This is a genomic window from Comamonadaceae bacterium OTU4NAUVB1 (assembly GCA_024372625.1).
Lineage (GTDB): Bacteria > Pseudomonadota > Gammaproteobacteria > Burkholderiales > Burkholderiaceae_C > Variovorax.
Genome location: CP099605.1, coordinates 2,246,002 through 2,266,830, shown reverse-complemented (window position 1 = coordinate 2,266,830; position 20,829 = coordinate 2,246,002). Strand labels below are relative to the sequence as shown.

Annotated in this window: 21 protein-coding genes and 3 tRNA genes; 16 read left to right on the top strand and 8 right to left on the bottom strand. The window is 68.2% G+C overall.

Annotated elements, in window-relative coordinates; all coding sequences use genetic code 11:
* Positions 1 to 98: 98 nt before the first annotated feature.
* From NF681_14150 to NF681_14130, 5 genes are all read left to right on the top strand, one after another.
* Complete coding sequence (locus tag NF681_14150) at positions 99 to 1,160, top strand: aldo/keto reductase (GenBank protein UST53451.1); 1,062 nt, start codon at positions 99 to 101, stop codon at positions 1,158 to 1,160.
* Between the two features lie 77 nt (positions 1,161 to 1,237).
* Entirely contained in the window at positions 1,238 to 2,515 is a 1,278-nt protein-coding gene (locus NF681_14145; protein UST53450.1) for an SGNH/GDSL hydrolase family protein, read from the top strand.
* 18 nt (positions 2,516 to 2,533) lie between these two features.
* Entirely contained in the window at positions 2,534 to 3,046 is a 513-nt protein-coding gene (locus NF681_14140) for an aminoacyl-tRNA deacylase (GenBank protein ID UST55782.1), read from the top strand.
* Positions 3,047 to 3,119: 73 nt separating this feature from the next.
* The gene (plsY, locus tag NF681_14135; protein ID UST53449.1) at positions 3,120 to 3,758 is read left to right on the top strand and encodes a glycerol-3-phosphate 1-O-acyltransferase PlsY; all 639 of its coding nucleotides are present in this window, start codon (positions 3,120 to 3,122) and stop codon (positions 3,756 to 3,758) included.
* Between the two features lie 60 nt (positions 3,759 to 3,818).
* Positions 3,819 to 4,172, top strand: a complete 354-nt coding sequence (locus NF681_14130) for a RidA family protein (protein ID UST53448.1) — start codon at positions 3,819 to 3,821, stop codon at positions 4,170 to 4,172.
* Between the two features lie 19 nt (positions 4,173 to 4,191).
* Here NF681_14130 and NF681_14125 read toward each other — a convergent pair whose 3' ends face one another.
* Both NF681_14125 and NF681_14120 read right to left on the bottom strand, forming a co-directional pair.
* Entirely contained in the window at positions 4,192 to 4,872 is a 681-nt protein-coding gene (locus NF681_14125; protein UST53447.1) for a TIGR02281 family clan AA aspartic protease, read from the bottom strand.
* 108 nt (positions 4,873 to 4,980) lie between these two features.
* A complete protein-coding gene (locus tag NF681_14120) occupies positions 4,981 to 5,466 on the bottom strand; it encodes a YajQ family cyclic di-GMP-binding protein (protein UST53446.1) in 486 nt (161 codons plus the stop codon).
* A gap of 42 nt (positions 5,467 to 5,508) precedes the next feature.
* On the opposite strand from NF681_14120, the gene murB reads away from it, so the two are divergent.
* Positions 5,509 to 6,561 carry a UDP-N-acetylmuramate dehydrogenase gene (murB, locus tag NF681_14115; protein ID UST53445.1) on the top strand — a complete coding sequence of 351 codons (1,053 nt, stop codon included), beginning with the start codon at positions 5,509 to 5,511 and terminating at the stop codon, positions 6,559 to 6,561.
* A 71-nt stretch (positions 6,562 to 6,632) separates the two neighbouring features.
* Here the strand turns inward: murB and argG are convergent, their stop codons facing one another.
* From argG to NF681_14095, 4 genes are all read right to left on the bottom strand, one after another.
* Positions 6,633 to 7,976, bottom strand: coding sequence for an argininosuccinate synthase (gene argG, locus NF681_14110; GenBank protein ID UST53444.1), 1,344 nt, complete (start codon positions 7,974 to 7,976; stop codon positions 6,633 to 6,635).
* Positions 7,977 to 7,994: 18 nt separating this feature from the next.
* On the bottom strand, positions 7,995 to 8,318 hold the full coding sequence (locus NF681_14105) for a pyrimidine/purine nucleoside phosphorylase (protein ID UST53443.1): 324 nt from the start codon (positions 8,316 to 8,318) through the stop codon (positions 7,995 to 7,997).
* A 152-nt stretch (positions 8,319 to 8,470) separates the two neighbouring features.
* On the bottom strand, positions 8,471 to 9,109 hold the full coding sequence (locus NF681_14100) for a hypothetical protein (protein ID UST53442.1): 639 nt from the start codon (positions 9,107 to 9,109) through the stop codon (positions 8,471 to 8,473).
* 76 nt (positions 9,110 to 9,185) lie between these two features.
* Entirely contained in the window at positions 9,186 to 9,563 is a 378-nt protein-coding gene (locus tag NF681_14095) for a Spx/MgsR family RNA polymerase-binding regulatory protein (GenBank protein ID UST53441.1), read from the bottom strand.
* A 34-nt stretch (positions 9,564 to 9,597) separates the two neighbouring features.
* Between NF681_14095 and folC the strand changes: the two genes are divergently transcribed.
* The 9 genes from folC (at position 9,598) to NF681_14050 (ending at position 16,913) form a co-directional block, all read left to right on the top strand.
* Positions 9,598 to 10,914, top strand: coding sequence for a bifunctional tetrahydrofolate synthase/dihydrofolate synthase (gene folC / locus NF681_14090; protein ID UST53440.1), 1,317 nt, complete (start codon positions 9,598 to 9,600; stop codon positions 10,912 to 10,914).
* Positions 10,915 to 10,966: 52 nt separating this feature from the next.
* Positions 10,967 to 11,866: an SPOR domain-containing protein gene (locus NF681_14085; GenBank protein ID UST53439.1), complete on the top strand. Its 900-nt coding sequence runs from the start codon at positions 10,967 to 10,969 to the stop codon at positions 11,864 to 11,866.
* Positions 11,867 to 11,882: 16 nt separating this feature from the next.
* On the top strand, positions 11,883 to 12,368 hold the full coding sequence (locus tag NF681_14080; GenBank protein ID UST53438.1) for a CvpA family protein: 486 nt from the start codon (positions 11,883 to 11,885) through the stop codon (positions 12,366 to 12,368).
* A gap of 12 nt (positions 12,369 to 12,380) precedes the next feature.
* On the top strand, positions 12,381 to 13,880 hold the full coding sequence (gene purF, locus NF681_14075; protein UST53437.1) for an amidophosphoribosyltransferase: 1,500 nt from the start codon (positions 12,381 to 12,383) through the stop codon (positions 13,878 to 13,880).
* A 19-nt stretch (positions 13,881 to 13,899) separates the two neighbouring features.
* Positions 13,900 to 15,135 (top strand): O-succinylhomoserine sulfhydrylase, encoded by a 1,236-nt coding sequence (locus NF681_14070; protein ID UST53436.1) that lies wholly within the window; start codon positions 13,900 to 13,902, stop codon positions 15,133 to 15,135.
* Positions 15,132 to 16,532, top strand: coding sequence for a glutamate--tRNA ligase (gene gltX / locus NF681_14065; protein ID UST53435.1), 1,401 nt, complete (start codon positions 15,132 to 15,134; stop codon positions 16,530 to 16,532). The genes NF681_14070 and gltX overlap by 4 nt, the downstream gene beginning before the upstream one ends.
* Positions 16,533 to 16,558: 26 nt before the next feature.
* Positions 16,559 to 16,634: transfer RNA gene (locus NF681_14060), tRNA-Ala, on the top strand.
* Positions 16,635 to 16,691: 57 nt separating this feature from the next.
* A tRNA-Glu gene (locus tag NF681_14055) sits at positions 16,692 to 16,767 on the top strand.
* 69 nt (positions 16,768 to 16,836) lie between these two features.
* Positions 16,837 to 16,913, top strand: a tRNA-Asp gene (locus tag NF681_14050).
* Positions 16,914 to 17,340: 427 nt separating this feature from the next.
* Here the strand turns inward: NF681_14050 and NF681_14045 are convergent.
* Both NF681_14045 and NF681_14040 read right to left on the bottom strand, forming a co-directional pair.
* Entirely contained in the window at positions 17,341 to 18,315 is a 975-nt protein-coding gene (locus NF681_14045) for a tripartite tricarboxylate transporter substrate binding protein (GenBank protein ID UST53434.1), read from the bottom strand.
* A 31-nt stretch (positions 18,316 to 18,346) separates the two neighbouring features.
* Positions 18,347 to 19,774 (bottom strand): selenocysteine synthase, encoded by a 1,428-nt coding sequence (locus NF681_14040; protein ID UST53433.1) that lies wholly within the window; start codon positions 19,772 to 19,774, stop codon positions 18,347 to 18,349.
* Here NF681_14040 and NF681_14035 point away from each other — a divergent pair.
* A complete protein-coding gene (locus NF681_14035; protein ID UST53432.1) occupies positions 19,751 to 20,770 on the top strand; it encodes a LysR family transcriptional regulator in 1,020 nt (339 codons plus the stop codon). The genes NF681_14040 and NF681_14035 overlap by 24 nt on opposite strands.
* Positions 20,771 to 20,829: the final 59 nt, after the last annotated feature.

Sequence of the window (20,829 nt, the reverse complement as noted above, 5' to 3'; positions counted from 1 at the left end):
CGATCATAGAAAGCCGTGGAAGCGGGCGTGCGAGGGCGCGTTAGAGTGACTCTCCTGTTCATCTTCCCCACGGCCGTGCCCCCACGGCCGCCCCCACCATGCAACGCATCCGACTCGGGCAGAGCGACCTGCACGTCACCCCCATCTGCCTCGGCACCATGACCTTCGGCGAGCAGGTCGACGAGCCCGCCGCCCACGCCATCCTCGACCGCGCGCTCGAACGCGGCATCGACTTCCTCGACACCGCCGAGATGTACGCCGTGCCGGCGCGCGAGGCGACCTACGGCGCCACCGAAGCCATCATCGGGCGCTGGTTCGCCAGCCGGCCCGGCGCGCGCGACAAGGTCACGTTGGCCACCAAGGTCGCCGGTCCGTCGCGCGGCATGCCCTGGGTCCGATCCGGCACGGGCATGACGGCCGCCGACATCGTCGCCTCCTGCGAGGCCAGCCTGCGCCGCCTGCGCACCGACGTCATCGACCTCTACCAGATCCACTGGCCCGAGCGTCATGTTCCGGTCTTCGGCACGCTGTACTACGACCCGGCCAAGGAGACCTCCGCCACGTCGATCCACGAACAGCTCGAAGCGCTCGGCGGCCTGGTCAAGGCCGGCAAGGTGCGCCACATCGGCCTGTCCAACGAGACGCCCTACGGCGTGCACGAGTTCGTCCGCCTGTCCGAGCAGCACGGCCTGCCGCGCGTGGCGACGGTGCAGAACGTCTACTGCCTGGTCAGCCGCGCGCTGGAGAACGGGCTGGACGAGACGATGCACCGGCTGGGCGTCTCGTTGCTCGCCTATTCGCCGCTCGGCTTCGGCCTGCTGACGGGCAAGTACGACCAGAGCGGCATCGACGGGCCGGATGCGCCCAGGGGCGCGCGCATCGCGAGCTACGAATCCGTGCGCAAGCAGCGCTGGGGCCGCCCGGAGGCGCTGGCCGCCGCGCGCCGCTACAACCAGCTCGCCCGCGACCACGGCCTGACGCCGACGCAGCTGGCGCTGGCGTTCTGCTACACGAAATGGCAGGTGGCCAGCACGATCATCGGCGTGACGTCGGTGGCGCAGCTGGACGAGGATGTCGATGCGTGGGGCACGACGCTCTCGCCCGAGATCCTGGCGGAGATCGACCGGATCCGGTGGGAACTGCGCGATCCGGCGAATTGAGCGTCGGGTAGAAGACGGGAGCGTGGACGATCCACGGCCACGTCCACCATCAAACAAAAACGATTCGAGACAAAACCATGAACTCCCGCAACGACACCCCTCGCTCCCGCACATTCATCGCCCGATCCTTCATCGCCGCCGCGGCGCTCGCCGTCGGCCTGATGGGTTGTGGCGGCGGTGGAGGTGGCGACGACGGCACCTCGTCGCTGGAAGGCAGCCGCTACGCGTCCTGGACCGCCTCCATGATGGACGCCACGCAGGTCCGGGCCGGAACGACACCGGTCGTCGAAGTCTTCAACAACCAGTCCGTGCGGCAGGTGCTGCGTCTGTCGCTGGGCGGCGACCGGGTGCGGATCAAGGTTTCGAACCTGTTCGGCAAGGCGCCGATCACGGTGTCGGGCGCGGAAGTGGCCAGTAGCACGGGGGGTTCCGGCATCGACGTGGCCAGCAGCCGGGTGGTGACCTTCAATGGCCAGCCCACCGTCACCATCGCGGCCGGCGAGGAGCGACTGAGCGATTCGATCGCATTCACCGCCGTGCCGTTGACCAACATGGCGGTGACGATGTATTTCGCGTCGTCCAACGTCCTGGGCACGGTGCATGCGCTGGGCCGTCAGACGGCCTACATCGGCGCAGGCAATCAGCTCTCGGCCGCCACGATCCCGGCCACGGAAGCCGACCAGCGCCAGTCCTACTACGGACTGACCGTGGTCGAGACCTCCAGCACCGAGAAGGGCAACGTGGTGGTGATGTTCGGCGACTCGATCACCGACGGCGACAGATCCACCGTCGATGCGTCCAAGCGTCTGCCCAACCAACTCGACGACATGCTCAAGGCGGCAGGTTTCGCGCGCACCGGCGTGGTCAATTCGGGGATCGCCGGCAACCGCTGGCTCATCGATGTCTTCGGTCCCAACGCGAACAGCCGATTCGACCGCGACGTGCTCGGGGTGGCGGGTGTCACGCACACCATCGTCTTCCTGGGGATCAACGACCTGCGCAATTCCTTCCGCTTCCCGGCCCAGGCCGTGACGACGGACCAGGTGATCGCGTCGATGACCACGGCGGTCGCCAAGGCCAAGGCGAAGGGTCTCAAGGTGCTGGTCGGCACCATCATGCCGTGCAAGGGCGAAGCCTTCTGTCCGGCGTCGGTCGATGCAGACAGGCAGGTCGTCAATGCCTGGATCAGGGCCAATCGCGACGCCGATGGCGTGATCGATTTCGACCGGGTCATGCAGAACCCGACGGCCCCGGCGGAGATCAACCCGATCTACGACAGTGGCGATCACCTGCATCCGAACGACATCGGCTATGGCGCCATGGCCGCTGCGATCGACCTGGCCAGGCTGCGATAGGACGCGAAGCCCATGCTCATGGGTCGAGGAGGAAAAGTGGCAACTCGCAAGACCCACGTCTCGGAAACCCCGGCGACGCAGCTGCTGCGTGCCCACGGCATCGCCTTCACCGAACATCCGTATGACTACCTCGAGCACGGCGGTGCCCGTCACAGCGCCGCCGTGCTCGGCCTCGAACCCGCCACCGTGGTCAAGACGCTCGTCATGCAGGATCAGGACGCGAAGCCGCTGCTGGTGCTGATGCACGGCGACCGCACCGTCTCGACCAAGAACCTCGCCCGCCAGATCGGCGCCAAGTCGGTCGCGCCGTGCCGGCCGGAGGTCGCCGACCGCCACAGCGGCTACCGGGTCGGCGGCACCTCGCCCTTCGGCACCCGGCGCGCCATGCCGGTGTTCATCGAATCGACCATACTGGAACTGCCTTGGATCGCCATCAACGGTGGCCGCCGCGGCTACCTGATCGGCATCGATCCCCGGGTGTGCGTGACGCTGCTGGGCGCGCGACCGGTGCAGTGCGCGCTGGCAGAATAGCCGGCTCGACGACGACGGCCGACCGCCGCGAGCGCGGCATGGCACCTGGTGCCCCCAGTCCCCGGAGACCCCCTTGAGCTTTCACCTTCCCTCGTTCATCGCGATCGTCCTGTCGTACCTGCTGGGCTCGCTGTCCTTCGCCGTGATCGTCAGCCGCTCGCTGGGCATGGCCGATCCGCGCAGCTACGGCAGCGGCAACCCCGGCGCGACCAACGTGCTGCGCTCGGGCCGCAAGGGCGCGGCGCTGGCGACGCTGCTGCTCGACGCGCTCAAGGGCTGGGTGCCGGTGTTCATCATCCGCCTGGTCGGGCCGGACCTGGGCATGGGGCCGGGCACCGCCGCGCTGGCCGGGCTGGCGGCCTTCCTCGGCCACCTCTATCCGGTGTTCTTCGGCTTCCAGGGCGGCAAGGGCGTGGCGACGGCGGCGGGCGCGCTGTTCGGCATCGACTGGCTGCTGGGCCTGGCCACCGGCACCACGTGGGCCATCGTCGCCTTCTTCTTCCGCTATTCGTCGCTCGCGTCGATCGTCGCGGCCTGTTTCGCGCCGGCCTTCTACCTCGTCGTCGGCGGCACCATCGCCTGGGTGCCGGACCGCACGGTGCTCGGCAGCCTGATGGTCATCAGCCTGCTGCTGATCTGGCGGCATCGCGAGAACATCCGCCGCCTGGCGGCGGGCACCGAATCGAAGCTCGGGAGCACGAACAAGCCCTAGCCGTCCCGGTCCTAGTACCGCTTCTTTTTTTCCTCAAAACCTCATCGAGACCAATACACCATGGGCGACATCCAACGCTTCCACGTCGGCGCGAGACTGAGCGAGACCGCCGTCCACAACGGCACCGTCCACCTCGCCGGCCAGGTTCCCGACGACACCACCGCCGACCTGCGCGGCCAGACCGCGCAGGTGCTGGCGATGGTCGACCGCCTGCTCGCCGAGGCCGGCAGCGACAAGACCTGCATCCTCTTCACGCAGATCTTCCTGACCGACATCGGCCGGATCGGTGAGATGAACGAGGTCTGGGACGCCTGGGTGCCGGCCGGCCACACGCCACCGCGCGCCACGGTGCAGGCCGCGCTGGCCAACCCGGGCTACCTCATCGAAATCGTGGTGACGGCGGCGCAGCGCTGAGCGCGCCGTTGCGCGCCGGTCAGTAGCGCTTCTCCAGCACCATCTGGTCGCTGTCGCGCCGCATCGAGAAGCGGCCGATGAAGCTGTTGCCCAGCAGCACGTAGGGCATCGACTGCGGCGAGACGACGGCCTCCACGCCGGCCACCTCCACGTCGCCCACCCGCACCGCGTCGAGCCGCACCTGCCAGCCCTGCACGACGCCGTTGGCCGTGCCGATGCGTACCGGCGTGCCGCCCTGGTAGTCCAGGCCGATGCGTTCGGCGTCGGCGACGGACAGCGCCACGGACGTGGCGCCGGTGTCGAGCAGGAAGCGCACCGTGCGCCCGTTGATGAGGCCGTCGGTCAGGAAGTGTCCGCCGCTGCCGGCCGGCAGCACGATGCGGGTGCCGTTGCTGTTGCCACCGCCGCCGCCGCGCGCGGCGCCACCGACGCTCACCGGCGTGTCCATGCGCAGGGTGGTGCGTCGGCCATCGCCCGCCTCGACCACCGCCTGGCCGTCCTGCAGCGACACCAGCCGCACGTCGCGGTGCCGCTCCCCGACCGCCACGGTCTTGGGCGCCGCGCCGTCGACCACCAGGATCGCGCGGTTGCCGATGGTGCCGGTCAGCGTGACCGACGACGCGGCGCGCACCGCGCCCGTCACCGCGAGCAGGCCGGCCAGCAGCAGGGTCGACAGCGGAAGGGCCCGGGCGATGCGCATGAGGGGGTCTCGCGGTGATTGGCGGCGGGCCGGGCGGATGGCTGGGGAGAAAAGAAGAGGCGGGCGGCGGCGCCAGGCCGGCGCGGGCCGCGCCGCCGGTGCCGCGTGTCAGTCGCGGAAGTTGTCGAAGCTCAGCGGCATGTCCGGCACGTCCTTCTTGATCAGCGCCATGGCGGCCTGCAGGTCGTCGCGCTTGGCGCCGGTCACGCGCACGGCATCGCCCTGGATGGCGGCCTGCACCTTGAGCTTGCTGTCCTTGATGAGGCGCTGGATCTTCTTGGAGGTCTCGGTCTCGATGCCGCTCTTGACCTTGATGACCTGCTTGACCTTGTCGCCGCCGATCTTCTGCACGTCGCCCTTGTCGAGGAAGCGCACGTCGACGCTGCGCTTGGTCAGCTTGGCGCGCAGGATGTCCTCGACCTGAACGAGCTGGAACTCGGCGTCGCCGATCATCGTGATCTCCTTGTCCTTGAGCTCGACGGAGGCGGCCGTGCCCTTGAAGTCGAAGCGGGTGGCGATCTCCTTGGCCGTGTTCTCGACGGCGTTCTTGACTTCGGGGAGATTGGGTTCGCAGACGGTGTCGAATGAAGGCATGGCGGGTCCTGGATGGCGCGGGGTGGATGCGACAATTCTCACATGATCGTGGAGTCCAACGTCCCCCTGCAGCCCTACAACAGCTTCGGCATCGTCGCCCGCGCGCAGCATCTGGCGCGCATCGCTTCGGAGGCGGACGTGCTGGCGTTGCAGGCCGATCCGCACTGGCGCGAGGCGCCCAGGTTCGTGCTCGGCGGCGGCAGCAACATCGTGCTGACGGGCGACGTCAAGCCGCTGGTGCTCAAGGTGGAGATCATGGGCCGGCGGCTGGTGGAGGACACGCCGCGCGCCTGGATCGTCGAGGCCGGTGCCGGCGAGAACTGGCACGAGACGGTGCAATGGACGGTGGAGAACGGCTTTCCCGGCCTGGAGAACCTGGCGATGATCCCCGGCACGGTCGGCGGCTCGCCGGTGCAGAACATCGGCGCCTACGGGGTCGAGCTGCAGGACCGCTTCGATTCGCTCGACGCGATCGACCTGGAGACCGGCCGCACCTTCACGCTCGACGCGGCGCAATGCGCCTTCGGCTACCGCGATTCGGTCTTCAAGCACACGGCCAGCGGCACCAACGACTTCGGTCTGGCCGGGCGCGCGCTGATCACCCGGGTGCGCTTCCGGCTGCCCAAGCCGTGGAAGGCGGTCGCGGGTTATTTCGATCTCGAACGCAAGATGGAGGAGACCGGCAACTTCACGCCGGACGCCCGCGACATCTTCGAGTGGGTCTGCCAGATCCGTCGCGCGAAGCTGCCCGACTGGCGCGTGCTGGGCAACGCCGGCAGCTTCTTCAAGAACCCGACGGTGACTTCCGAGCAGTGCGCCGACATCATCGCGCGCGAGCCGAGGATCGTGCATTACCCGATGGCCGACGGCAGCGTGAAGCTGGCCGCGGGCTGGCTCATCGACGCCTGCGGCTGGAAGGGCAAGTCGGTGGGCAACGCCGGTGTCTACGAGCGCCAGGCATTGGTGCTGGTCAACCGGGGCGGCACGGAAAGCCCGGTGACCGGCGGCGAGGTGATGACGCTGGCTAAGGCTATCCAGACCAGCGTGTACGAGCGCTTCGGCATCCGGCTGGAACCCGAACCCGTGGTGGTCTAGCGCGCTTCCGCGCCCCGCGCATGAAAAAAGCCACCGCGTCCCGGTGGCTTTTTCGCTGGCCGACGACGGGCTTATTCGGCCACGTCGTCGTTGGTCAGGCGGGGCAGGGCGGCGCCGGCGCTCTGGGAGAGCAGGCCGGTGCGGGTGTAGATGCCCAGCTTGTCGCGCGTGTCCACGATGTCGAGGTTGCGCATGGTGAGCTGGCCGATGCGGTCGGCCGGCGAGAAGGGCGCGTCCTCGACCTTCTCCATGCTCAGGCGCTCGGGCTTGTAGGTCAGGTTGGACGACACCGTGTTCAGGATCGAGTAGTCGTTGCCGCGACGCAGCTCGACCGTGACCTCGCCGGTGACGGCGCGCGCCACCCAGCGCTGCGCGGCCTCGCGCAGCATGATGGCCTGCGGGTCGAACCAGCGGCCCTGGTAGAGCAGCCGCCCGAGCTTGCGGCCGCTGTCGCGGTACTGCTCGATGGTGTCCTCGTTGTGGATGCCCGTGACCAGGCGCTCGTAGGCGATGAACAGCAGCGCCAGGCCCGGCGCCTCGTAGATGCCGCGGCTCTTGGCCTCGATGATGCGGTTCTCGATCTGGTCGCTCATGCCCAGGCCGTGGCGCCCGCCGATGCGGTTGGCCTCCAGGATCAGCGCGACGAGGTCGGGATATTCCGTGCCGTTCAACGCGACCGGACGGCCTTCCTCGAAGCGCACGGTGACGGTCTCGCGCTGGATCCGGACGTCGTCCTTCCAGAAGGCGACGCCCATGATTGGATTGACGATCTGCATGCCGGTGGCGAGGTCTTCCAGGTCCTTGGCCTCGTGCGTGGCGCCCAGCATGTTGGAGTCGGTCGAATAGGCCTTCTCGGCCGACATCTTGTAGCCGAAGCCGGCCGCCGTCATGAACGCCGACATCTCGGAGCGGCCGCCGAGCTCGTCGATGAACAGCTGGTCGAGCCAGGGCTTGTAGATCTTCAGCGCCGGGTTGGTCAGGAGGCCGTAGCGGTAGAAGCGCTCGATGTCGTTGCCCTTGAAGGTGCTGCCGTCGCCCCAGATGTGGACGTCGTCCTCCTTCATGGCCGACACCAGCATGGTGCCGGTCACGGCGCGGCCGAGCGGCGTCGTGTTGAAGTAGGTCACACCCGCCGTGGTGACGTGGAACGCGCCGGCCTGCAGCGCGGCGAGCCCTTCGGCCGCGAGCTGGCTGCGGCAGTCGATCAGGCGGGCCCGCTCGGCGCCGTACTGCATCGCCTTGCGCGGGATCTCCTCGTAGTCGGGCTCGTCGGGCTGGCCGAGGTTGGCGGTGTAGGCGTAGGGGATCGCGCCCTTCTGCTTCATCCAGTGCAGCGCGGCGCTGGTGTCCAGGCCCCCGGAGAAGGCGATGCCGACCTTCTGGCCGGCGGGTACGTTTTGCAGGATTGTCGACATGCGAATGGAACTCCGGGTTCAGCCGAAATGGCAGATGTAGCTGTAGGGCTCGCCCGCGACGCGGATCTGGAACGAGGAATCGCCGGGCACGCTGAACTTTTCGCCGGCGGCGGCGCCGATCCATTCGCTGCTGCCCGCGAGCAGGTACTCGCAGCGGCCCGACGTGCCTTCCATGACCTCCGGCGCGCCGGTGTTGAAGGTGAGGGTGGACGGCAGGATCACGCCGACCGATTTCTTGCTGCCGTCGGCGAGCGTCAGGCTGTGGCTGACGCATTTGCCGTCGAAGTACACGTTGGCCTTGGTGGCGACGGCCGTGCAGGCCAGGGATTCGTTGATCGTCATAGCGGGGTGCCCGGCCGTGGTGCGAGGGTGCGTTTCCGCCCGAGGGAAAGCAGGTTTCGCACCAGCGCGTCCGTTCGGTGGCGCAGAAGGTGTGGAAGGAGCGGAATTCTAGGCCGGCGCGCCCCGCGCGAGCGCCGTGCCCAGGGCCGCGCTCAGCGGCGCCAGCCGCCGTGGCGGTGGCCGCCGCCCCAGCCGCGCGAATAGCCCAGGTTCAGCGACACGCCGACGGGCGCGTAGAAGGGCGAGGCGTAGCCATAGCCGTAACCACCGTAGCCGTACCCGTAGCCCGGTTGCACATATACGGGCGGCGGCGCCACGTACACCGGCGGTGCGGCATAGGCGGGCGCGGGGTAGTACGAGGTCGCGGCGGGCGCCGAGCCGGCCGACACCACGACGCCCTGTTCCGGCACGACCCGGTCCCAGGGCGAGCGGTCGTCGGCCGCCGCCGTCGAGGTCACGTTCGACCCCGTCTCGCCCACGGGCATCGTGGCGACGCCATAGGCGTTGACCTCCACCGGCACGGTCGGACCGGGGTAGGTGGCGGTGCGCATCGAATAGGCGCGTCCCTCGTGCTGGTAGGTGACGTTGTAGGCGATCCCACCGTTGGCGTCGGTGACCTGGTTGACCGAGGTGACACGGGCCTGGACCTGGCGCGTGGGCTGGGCGGACGAGGAGGAATAGGTGGTCGGACCTTGCGCCTGCGCCTGCGCCAGCACCGGGCCGACGAGCAGGGCCGTGCCGATCAGGAGGCCGAGGGCGGCCCGGGGTGTCGTCTTGCTGCTGTCTTGCATGTCGATCTCCTTGGAGGAATGAATGTCGGGACGAGGACTCCCGTGGATCCGTTGGAGGGATTTGCGGCGTCCGGGTTCAATGCGCCGCATCGGCCGGTCGGCCGGTGACCTTTTCCCAGCGCGCCGCGTCGAAGCCGGTCGTCGCCGCGTGGTCCGCTCCCCAATCGACCACGGGGCGCCGGACGAGGCTCGGGTGCGCGATCAGCACCGCCCGCGCGGAAGCCGCGTCGGTCACGCCCGCGCGCGTGGCCGCGTCGAGCCGGCGCCAGGTGGTGCCGCGGCGGTTGACCAGCGCCTCCCAGCCCGGCGCGTCGAGCCAGCGGTCGAGTTCGGCCTCGGGCACGCCCTGGGTCCTGAAGTCGTGGAAGCGGTAGGTCACGCCCCGCGCGTCGAGCCAGGCCCGGGCGCGGCGCACGGTGTCGCAATGGGGCAGGCCGTAGAGGGTCGTCGTCATCGCGCCATCATGCCGGCGTGTCGGGTGGGCGACAATGCCGGGCTCCATGAAAACCCTCGCCGAATGGCTCGCTTACGTCGAGCAACTGCACGCCAAACCGATCGACATGGGCCTCGAACGCGTGCGTGCGGTGGCGCACACGCTCGGCCTGGCCTTCGATTGCCCCGTGATCACCGTGGCCGGTACCAACGGGAAGGGCTCGACTTGCGCGATGCTCGAGTCGATCCTCTCGGACGCGGGCTACCGCACGGCGGTGTTCACGTCGCCGCACCTGGTGCGCTTCGAGGAACGGCTGCGGCTGCGCGGCGCGGCGGTCGAGGGCGACCACCTGCTGGCGCACTTCGAAGCCGTGGAACGCGCGCGCGGCGACACCACGCTCACCTATTTCGAATTCACCACGCTGGCCATCCTGCACTGCATGGCCGCGTCGAAGCCCGATGTCGCGATCCTCGAGGTGGGCCTGGGCGGCCGGCTCGACGCCGTCAACATCATCGATGCCGACTGCGCGGTCATCACCAGCATCGACCTCGATCACATGGAACTGCTCGGGCCGGACCGCGAGCGCATCGGCTTCGAGAAGGCCGGCATCTTGCGCCCCGGCCGTCCGGCCATCGTCAGCGACCCGGTGCCGCCGCAGAGCGTGATCGACCACGCACGCGCCATCGGCGCGGACCTCTGGCGCTTCGGGCACGACTTCAACGTCTCGGGCGACAAGCAGCAGTGGGGCTGGAGCGGCCGCGGCCGGCGCTACAGCGGGCTGGCCTATCCGGCCCTGCGCGGCGCCAACCAGCTGATCAACGCGGCCGGCGTGCTGGCCGCGCTGGAGGCGCTGCGGCCGATCCTGCCGATCACGGCGCAGGCCGTGCGCACCGGGCTGGCGATGGTGGAGCTGCCCGGGCGCTTCCAGATCGTGCCGGGCGAGCCGATGCTGGTGCTGGACGTGGCGCACAACGCGCACGCGGTGGCGGCCCTCGCGGAGAACCTCGACGCCATGGGCTTCTACCCGACCACGCACGCCGTCTTCGGCGTCATGGCCGACAAGGACCTCGCGCCCATCCTGGGGCGCATCGGGCCGCTGATCGACCGCTGGTACTTCACCGACCTGCCCACCCCGCGCGCGGCCCGGGCGAGCGACGTGATGGCGGCGTGGCAGGCGCAGAACAAGCGCGCTGACGCGGCCGCCAGCGTGCACGCGGCGCCCATGCCGGCCCTCGCCGCGGCCCTGGAGGCGGCGGACCCGGCTGATAGAATCGTGGTCTTCGGATCGTTCTTCACGGTCGGTGGCGTGCTCGAGCATGGCACCCCCCGCCTGCAGGCCAAGCACCTGCTGCCCGGCACCCGATCGGCCTGATGGCACGGGGCCCGCTGCTTCTTCCCACGCTGCTCATCAGGAATCGAATTTCATGGCGTTCTTCAAGTTTCGCTCCCGTGGCCCCCAGGCCAACGAGGGGCGCAACACCAGCGCTGCCGCACTGCCGGCGGAGAGCGTCGAGTCCATGCGCCGCCGCGCCCGCCACCGGCTGCTCGGCGCGGCCATCCTCCTGCTGGTCGGCGTGATCGGCTTCCCGCTGCTGTTCGACACCCAGCCGCGCCCGATCGCGGTCGACATCCCGATCGAGATCCCGGACCGAAACAAGGTCGCGCCCTTGCCGCAACCCTCGGCGACGGCCAAGTCCGACGCCCCCGCCCGGACCGACGGCGGCGAAGACCGCGTCGCCCGCGCGCCGTCGTCCAGTGCCGTGATCACCGAATCCGCCGACGGCATGGAACTGCCCACGGAACGTCCCCCGACGCGCGCGCCCACCCCGGCCGCCGTGCCGGCGCCGGCCCCCGCCGCGAAGCCCGAGGCGTCCACCCGGGCCGAGGTCAGACCCGAACCCAAGCCCAAGCCCAAGACCGAGACCCGCCCGGAGACCGCCGCCAAGCCCGCGCCCGCGCCAGCGCCTTCACCCAAGCCGGCCACGACCGCCGACGACGGCGCCCGCGCGCGGGCCCTGCTCGAAGGACAGAATGCCGCGCGCCAGGCTGCCGCGGCCACGCCGGCACCGGCACCGACCGCCGCCAGCGAGACCGGCGGCAGGTTCGTGATCCAGGTGGGTGCCTTCGCCGATGCGGCCAAGGCGCGCGAGGTGCGCCAGAAGCTCGAGCGCGCCGGCCTGAAGACCTATACCAACGTCGCGAAGACGGCCGATGGCGAACGCACGCGTGTGCGGGTCGGCCCCTTCGCCTCGCGCACGGAGGCCGACCAGGCCGCCGGCAAGGTCAAGGGATTGGCCCTGCCGGCGTCGGTGCTCGGCCTGTAGCCGCGCCCGGGCTGTCGTGGCTGCGTTCGACTGGCTGGCTCTCGCGCTGATCGGGCTGTCGGCGCTCTATGGCTTCTCGCGGGGACTGGTGTTCGAGGTGATTTCGCTGTTGGGCTGGGGCGCCGCCTTCCTGTGCGCCCAGACCTTCGCGGTCGCGGTGGCGGCCTGGCTGCCGATCGGCGAGACCGATGCCGCCTGGCGCTACCCGCTGGCCTTCGTGCTGGTGTTCGTGGCCGTGGCGTTCGGCGTCGGGCTGATGGCGGCGCTGATGCGGCGGCTGGTGACGGCCGTCGGGTTGTCGCCGGTCGACCGGGCGCTGGGCGGCGCCTTCGGCATGGCGCGTGGCGCGCTGGTGCTGCTGGTGCTGGCGGTCATGGTTCATTTGCTGGCGCTGAGCGGAAGTGCCTGGTGGCACGAATCGCGCAGCGCCGGGGTTCTGGATGCGGCATTGCAGGGGCTCAAGCCCTCGCTGCCCGACAAATTGGCAAGCTACCTGCCTTGAGAGGATCGTTTCATGTGTGGAATCGTCGGCGTCGTCAGTCAAGCGCCCGTCAATCAGCTGCTCTATGACGCCTTGCTGCTGCTGCAGCACCGTGGCCAGGACGCGGCGGGCATCGTCACCCTGCTGGAGCGCAAGTTCTTCATGCAGAAGGCCAAGGGCATGGTGCGCGACGTGTTCCGCACCCGCAACATGCGCGCGCTGCCGGGCGACGTCGGCCTGGGCCAGGTGCGCTATCCCACGGCCGGCAACGCCTACAGCGAGGAAGAGGCGCAGCCCTTCTACGTCAACGCGCCGTTCGGCATCGTGCTGGTGCACAACGGCAACCTGACCAACGCCCACGCGCTGCGCGCGGAGCTGTTCTCCACCGACCATCGCCACACCAACACCGAGAGCGACTCGGAGGTGCTGCTCAACGTGCTGGCCCACGAGATCGAGCGTTCCACGCGGGGCGGCTTCTTCAATTCCGACACGCTTTTCGAGGCCGTGCGCAACGTGCACCGGCGCCTGCGCGGCTCCTATGCGGTGGTGGCGCTGATCGCCGGCCACGGTCTGCTCGCGTTCCGCGACCCCTACGGCATCCGTCCGCTGGCCATGGGACGCGGCGCCGACGGCACCGTGATGGTGGCGAGCGAGTCGGTCGCGCTGGAGGGTTCGGGCCACGTGTTCGAGCGCAACATCGCGCCGGGCGAGGCGGTCTTCGTCGACCTGCAGGGTCAGGTGCAGTCCGCGCAATGCGCCGACGCGCCGACGCTCAATCCGTGCATCTTCGAATTCGTCTACCTGGCCCGGCCGGATTCGGTGCTCGACGGCATCTCGGTCTACCAGGCGCGTCTGAACCTGGGCGAGGCGCTGGCCAAGCGCGTGGTCTCGACCGTGCCGCCCAGCGAGATCGACGTCATCATCCCGATCCCCGAATCCAGCCGTCCGAGCGCCACCCAGCTCGCGCACCTGCTGGGCATCCCGTACCGCGAGGGCTTCGTCAAGAACCGCTACGTGGGCCGCACCTTCATCATGCCGGGGCAGGGCGTGCGCAAGAAGTCGGTGCGCCAGAAGCTCAACGTCATCGGCAGCGAATTCAAGGGCCGTAACGTCCTGCTGGTGGACGACTCGATCGTGCGCGGCACCACCAGCCGCGAGATCGTGCAGATGGCGCGCGATGCCGGCGCCAACAAGGTCTACCTCGCCAGCGCCGCGCCGCCGGTGCGCTTTCCCAACGTCTACGGCATCGACATGCCGACCAAGGACGAACTCGTCGCGCACGACCGCACGGTCGAGGAGATCCGCGCCCTGATCGGCTGCGACGCGCTGATCTATCAGGACGTCGCGGCCATGAAGCGCGCCGTCGGCTCGCTCAATCCGGCGCTCGACGGCTTCGACGCCTCGTGCTTCGACGGCACCTACGTCACCGGCGACATCGACCTCGAAGCCATCACCCGCATGAACGGCCAGCGCCCGCGCATCGAGGAGACCGAAGAGGATTCCTCGCGCCTCGCGCTGCCCAATCCCGCCTGAATTGGACCCGACCCCGCCCATGACCGACCGCACCCTGCCCGACGGCCTGCACCGCGACACCCTCGCGCTGCGCACCGCGCTCGCCCCCAGCCAGTACGGCGAACACGCCGAAGCGCTCTTCCTGACCAGCGGCTTCGTCCAGCCCGATGCCGCCACCGGCGCGCGCCGCTTCGCCGGCACCGAGGAAGGCTTCACCTACACGCGCACCTCCAACCCGACGGTCGCGAGCTTCGAGCGGCGTCTGGCCGCCCTCGAGGGCACCGAGGCCGCCATCGCCGCCTCCACCGGCATGGCCGCCATCCTGATGATGTGCATGGGCCTGCTCAAGGCGGGCGACCACGTCGTGTGCTCGCGCTCGGTCTTCGGCTCGACGCTGAACCTGTTCGGCAAGGAATTCGCCAAGTTCGGCGTCCAGACCACCTTCGTCTCGCAGACCGACGTCGCCGAATGGCGCGCCGCCATGCGCCCGGAGACGCGCCTGCTGTTCGCCGAGACGCCCACCAACCCGCTGACCGAGGTGTGCGACATCGCCGCCCTGGCCGACATCGCCCACGCGGGCGGCGCGCTGCTGGCGGTGGACAACTGCTTCTGCACGCCGGCGCTGCAGCGTCCCGTCGAACTCGGTGCCGACCTGGTCATCCACTCCGGCACCAAGTACCTCGACGGCCAGGGCCGCGTGATGGCCGGCGCGATCTGCGGACCGTCGAAGCTCATCGTCGACGTCTTCGGGCCCGTCGTTCGCACCGCCGGCATGGCGCTGTCGCCGTTCAACGCCTGGGTGGTGCTCAAGGGGCTGGAGACGCTCGGCATCCGCATGCAGGCCCAGTGCGCCAACGCGCTGGCCGTGGCGCGCTGGCTGGAGGCACAGCCCGCCGTGTCGCGCGTCCATTACCCCGGTCTGGCCTCGCATCCCCAGCACGAGCTGGCCATGCGCCAGCAGTCGGGGCAGGGCGGGGCGGTGGTCTCCTTCGACGTGCGCGGCGACTCGCCCGAGACGCTGCGGGCCAACGCCTTCCACGTCATCGACAGCACGCGCGTGATCAGCATCGCCACCAACCTGGGCGACACCAAGTCGATCATCACGCACCCCGGCACCACCTCGCACGGGCGCCTGACCGAGGTGCAGCGCCAGGCCGCCGGCATCGGCCAGGGCCTGATCCGCCTGGCCGTCGGCCTGGAGCACATCCAGGACATCCAGGACGACCTCGCGCGCGGTCTCGCCACGCTGCCGGCTTCACCTTCCGTTTCGCAATGACCCGTCCCGTCAGAACCCGCATCGCGCCGTCGCCCACCGGCTTCCTCCACCTGGGCACGGCCCGCACCGCGCTCTATTCGTGGGCCTACGCGCGGCACCACGGCGGCCAGTTCGTGCTGCGCATCGAGGACACCGACGTCGCGCGCTCCACGCAGGACGCCGTCGAGCAGATCCTCGCGTCGATGCGCTGGCTCGGCCTCGACTTCGACGAAGGTCCCATCTACCAGATGCAGCGCCTGGAGCGCTATGCCGATGTCATCGCGGGCATGCTGGCGCAGGGCACCGCCTACCACTGCTACTGCACGCCCCAGGAACTCGACGAGGCCCGCGAGGCGCAGCGCGCGCGCGGCGAGAAGACGCTGTACGACCGCCGCTGGCGGCCCGAACCCGGCAAGACCCTGCCGCCGGTGCCCGAGGGCGTGAAGCCCGTGGTGCGGTTTCGCAATCCGGTCGATGGCGACGTGACCTGGGACGACCTGGTCAAGGGCCCCATCACCATCAACAACCGCGAGATCGACGACCTGATCATCGTGCGTCCCGACGGCGTGCCGACATACAACTTCTGCGTCGTCGTCGACGACTGGGACATGGCGATCAGCCACGTCTTCCGCGGTGACGAGCACGTCAACAACACGCCCTGGCAGATCAACATCTTCAATGCCCTGGGCGCGCCGCTGCCGCTGTTCGGCCACGTGCCGGTGATCCTGGGGGACGACGGCCACAAGCTCTCCAAGCGCAAGGGCGCCGTCAGCGTCACCGCCTATCAGGAGGACGGGTACCTGCCCGAGGCGATGCTCAACTACCTCGCGCGCCTGGGCTGGAGCCACGGCGACGAGGAGATCTTCACGCGCGAGCAGATGGTCGACTGGTTCGACGGCAGCCACCTCTCGCGCAGCCCCGCGCAGTGGGACCCGGCCAAGCTGGCATGGGTCAACGCCCATTACGTCAAGCACATGGACATCGGCGCGTTGACGGCGCTGGTCGCCGCGCAGATGAAGCAGCGGCACGGCATCGACGCCGATGCGCGACTGCCGCAGATCTGCGCGTTGCTGCGCGACCGCTGCGACACCACCGTGGCGCTGGCGGCCTGGGCGGCCAGGTTCTATGCCGACGTGACCCCGGCGCCGGCCGACGTGGCACAGCACGTGACCGACGCCGTTCGCCCCGCGCTCGTCACCCTGGCCGACAAGCTCGAGCACGTCGCCGTGTGGGAGAAGGCGTCGATCGCCGCCGCCATCAAGGAGACCCTGGTCGCGCATGGTCTCAAGATGCCCGTGCTGGCGATGCCCGTGCGGGTGCTCGTGCTGGGCACGCCGCAGACGCCGTCGCTCGACGCGGTGCTCGCGCTCTTTTCTTGTGAAGAAATTTCGAGCCGCTTGCGCAACCCGAAAATATAGGTATATAATTCAAGGCTCGACACCACGGGGGTATAGCTCAGCTGGGAGAGCGCTTGCATGGCATGCAAGAGGTCATCGGTTCGATCCCGTTTACCTCCACCATTCATTTGAAGGCGTCGAGAAGACAAGCGTTGATCGCAACGCGGTTCCTAAGGTTTTGACCCTATCGTCTAGAGGCCTAGGACACCACCCTTTCACGGTGGCTACCGGGGTTCGAATCCCCGTAGGGTCGCCAGTTTCACGCAAGTGAAGCCGGCACAAGTCGTCAGCACTTGGCTCCGCAAGGAGTGAACGTTGTCTACCAGGAGTGGTAGTTCAGTTGGTTAGAATACCGGCCTGTCACGCCGGGGGTCGCGGGTTCGAGTCCCGTCCACTCCGCCATATAGATCAATGGGTTACGTCAGCAATGGCGTAGCCCATTTGGCTTTTTGGAAGGGCAATTTCGAGACTTTGGAATATGCCTAGCCGGCTGGGGTCGCTTTCTTCGATGCCCGGCGGTCGTAATGGCGCACGAGCATGGCGTCGCTCGTGTGCAGCGTCGCGTTCTTCGTATCGGTGTCGCCGCACTCCAGCTTGTCCGTTACGCCCTGGTGTCGACAGTCCTGCAGGCTGAAGTGCTTGAACGGCGCTGTCCAGTGCCTCGGCGCAGACCTCTGCGGTCGTCATTAGCGGGCCCGACAGTTTCCCCATCGCGATTTCGTATAGCGCTGGCCATCCAGGTTGCCGAACAGCAGAAATGAGTCGGCCAAGTCATGGCGCTTGATGGCCAGCAGCACCTCATCCGTCGCGCACGGCGAAGGCCCCGTCGTCACTCCATGCTGACCTTGTGCTCCTTGACGAATGCTGTCCATCTCTGGACGTCCGTGCCGATCGCGCGGCCCAGGTCGGCGGGTGAACTTGGCCGCGCGTCGACAGCGACGTCCCTAAGACGTTTGCGCAGCTCTGGCGTTGCAAGTGCCGCCGCGATCGCTTCATTGAGTTTCGCGACGACATCTGCCGGCATGCCGGCCGGGCCGAGGACGGCATACCAGGTGTATTCGACGAATCCGGGCAGGCCAGCCTCTGCGAAGGTCGGCGTGTCGGGCAGCGAAGCCGAGCGCGTGTTGCCGGTGACCGCAATCGCTCGCAGCGCGCCCGAGTGCACGGGACCGACGATGCCCGGCGTTGTCGAAACCATGCTTTCGATGTGACCTGCCATGAGGTCAGCGATGGCTTGGCCTGTCCCCTTGAATGGAATATGGGCCAGGCTGATGCCGGCGCGCTCTTTCATAAGTTCGCCCACCAGGTGCGTGAGCGTTCCGTTTCCACCGGAGCCGAGGTTCAAAGGCTTGGCTTTCGCTTCGGCGACGAATTCCTGGAAGTTCTTGGCGGGCAGTTTCGGATTGACCACCAGCGCGAGGGGCATCTGGCCGACGTTGCCGATCGGTGTGAAATCTTCCAGCGTCCGATACGGAAGACTGGGGAAGACGGCAGCGTTGATTGCATGCGGCGAATCGGCCAACAGAAGCGTATAGCCATCGGGGCGCGCTTTCGCGACCAGGCTGGAGCCGATCGTCGCCGAGCCTCCCGGTTTGTTGTCGACGACCATGGATTGGCCCAGCTGGTCGCCAACCGCTTGGGCGAGTGCGCGTCCGACGATGTCCGAGCCACCGCCCGCCGAGTAGGGCACGACCAGCCGAATCGGTTTCGATGGAAATGCCTGGGCGTTCGCAGGTTCGAACTGAGTGGCCAACATCAGTGCGGCCACGGCGAGATGGAAGGCGCGCAATCGCGTAATGGACATGTGGATTCCTTGAAGAAGCGGATGGAAGAATTCAAAGGTCGGGGATGTCAATGCCCAGAAGCGCAGAAATCTTCGGGGGCGAGGGGAGTGCGCTGGATATCTCGTCCATGGCGTGCGACAAGGCGGCCACCACGCCCTCCACGCCACCCGCGATGGCGAGCGCGTCCCGCGTTGGTTTGAGTCTCAACGCGACGTTGGCGCCGGGCTGTCCATGGGTATTCGTCGTCAGGATTCCGTGATCCCGCAGCATCACGACCGCCACCGCTGCCGTGGCTTCACAAGGCGCGATCGGCGCCTGCCTGGCGTCCATGCCCGCGCGTCGGAGCACCTCGCGCAAAACGACTTCCTCCGGGACGAGGGGGCCGAGATCGGTGTGAATCACGCTGCCCGCATCGAACAGCGCCGCCACGGCGCTGCAGAGCGCCAGGCCCTCTGCCGACTCTCGAAGGAGGTCTAACGATGTGTAGTTCTGCAGTGCGCGAAGTGCGCCGGCAAGCACAGGTGCCCGCGCTTCCATTCCCCATTCCGACGCCTGGGTCAGCACTGCGTTCACCAGATCGGACCGGCCCGCGAGAATGCCGCAACGAGGGCCCGACAGGCCCGCCTTGTCGCAGTTGGTCACCGCGAGTGGTGCATCCAGCTGCAGGCTGAGGCTGCCTGCGTGCAGCACGGGCCGCAACCGTGCGCCGTAGGCATCGTCGAGCAGGGCGATGGCGCCCGCAGCCCGTGCGCTGGTCGTCACGGCGCGAATCTCGGCGTCGCGCATGACTTCGAGCTTGCTGGTGACCGTGGTCACGATGACGAGTGCGGGACGGTCGACCTCCAGTCGCTCGCGCCATGGTCCGTTCATGTCCATGTTGATCAACGGCACTCTGGCAAGCGCGCATCCGCGGCCTGCTGCTGCATGCGCGTTCCCTCCTGCAGCGGCGATGGCGAGAACGGGTCGGCCGTTCGCGAGCAATGCAATCGCCGCGATGAGTGCCGCGGTCGTGCGGTTGAGAACCGCGACGCCGTCATGAGGGCCGCCGCCCATGTGCTCGAGCACGGCGGCGCGCAGTTCGCTTTCGATCAAGCCGGCGCCCATCCATTCCTCGCACAGCGTGGACGCATCGCCAGCGCGGATCGGAAAGTCGCGGCGGTTGCCGGTGAATGTTCCGATCGACCCGCTTCCTCGCGCCAGCAGGCGTTCCGTCGCGATCCTTTTGCAATGCTGTAGCCGCGTCAGTTCATCGGATGCCGACCGCAGGATCTGGCCTCGTGCGTACCCCACCGAGGGGTCGATGAGGTTGCCGAAGGCGTCGCTGGTGGGAGGAGTAGGAGATGTGCGCATCGTTTGAATGTCAGGCGTTTCATGCACTTTAGGAACATCGAAGGCGAAAGAAAAGGCCCGTCCGACTAACATCCAGCGTAAGAATTGCTGACGGATGGAGATGTCATGTACGACCTGAAACGCCTGCATTTGCTGCAGGAGTTGTGCGCGCTGGGCTCGATCACCAAGGTCGCCGATGTGGTCGGCCTCACGCGGCCGGCGGTGTCGCAACAGCTCTCTCTGCTGGAGAAAGAGGTCGGCTGCAATCTGTTCGAGCGCAGTGGGCGCGGCATCGTCCTCACGTCAGCGGGCAAGCAGCTCGCGGCAAGGCTTCCAGAACTATTTGGCCTGCTCGAAGACATCGAAGCGCAGACGGCCTCTGCCAGCGCCAGTGTTTCCGGCGAACTGAAGGTTTGCGGCTTTGGCTCGTCCCTGGCTGCACTCGTTCCGCCCGCCGTCGCCACGCTGAGGCGCCAATACCCGTTGCTGGAGGTGCACGTCAGCGAGCTCGAGTCCCTCGACGGACTGCGTGCCGCGGCTGCAAAGCAGGTGCACGTCGCCATCGTCGATGACCGTGTGAACCTCGATGCGCTTGCCTCGATGATCGAGCTTCGTGCCCTGTGCCATGACCCGTTCGTTGCCGTGCTGCCCAAGGCTCACCCTTGCGCCGGGAAAAAATCGATTCGTCTTGTCGAACTGGCGTCGGATGGCTGGGCGTTGAATCAGGCGTCAGCCTCTTTCCATTCCATGGTGATGCAGGCCTGCCAAAAGCAGGGATTCACGCCGCAAGTTAGAGCGAGCTGCCGGAACATGATGGCGACCCTGAGCTTCGTGCGGACCGCCGGCCTGGTGGCGGTGCTTCCGCTGTTCGGCGCCCAGGCCATGCGCCGGGATTCCGATCTGGCCATCGTCCCGTTGCGCCCGGCGCTTTCGCGGGGCGTATCGGCAGCGGTCGCCAGGGGCAGCTCGAATCGTCCCAACGTCGCAGCGCTGATCTCCGCGCTGCGGGCGGCCGTGGCGCTGTCGCGCGGCGGCTGGCCGTCTGCGCTACCCATACAGGCAGCCGCAGTTCAAGGAGCGCCCGTTGGTCAATCCAACCTCGTTTCCGAGCAGCCCGGACTACGCCGCTCAAGAGATGGTGCCTGACCATGCCTGTTTGGCGCTTGAAGAGGGCACTCGGCCCCTTGGATCGACGGGCGCAGCGC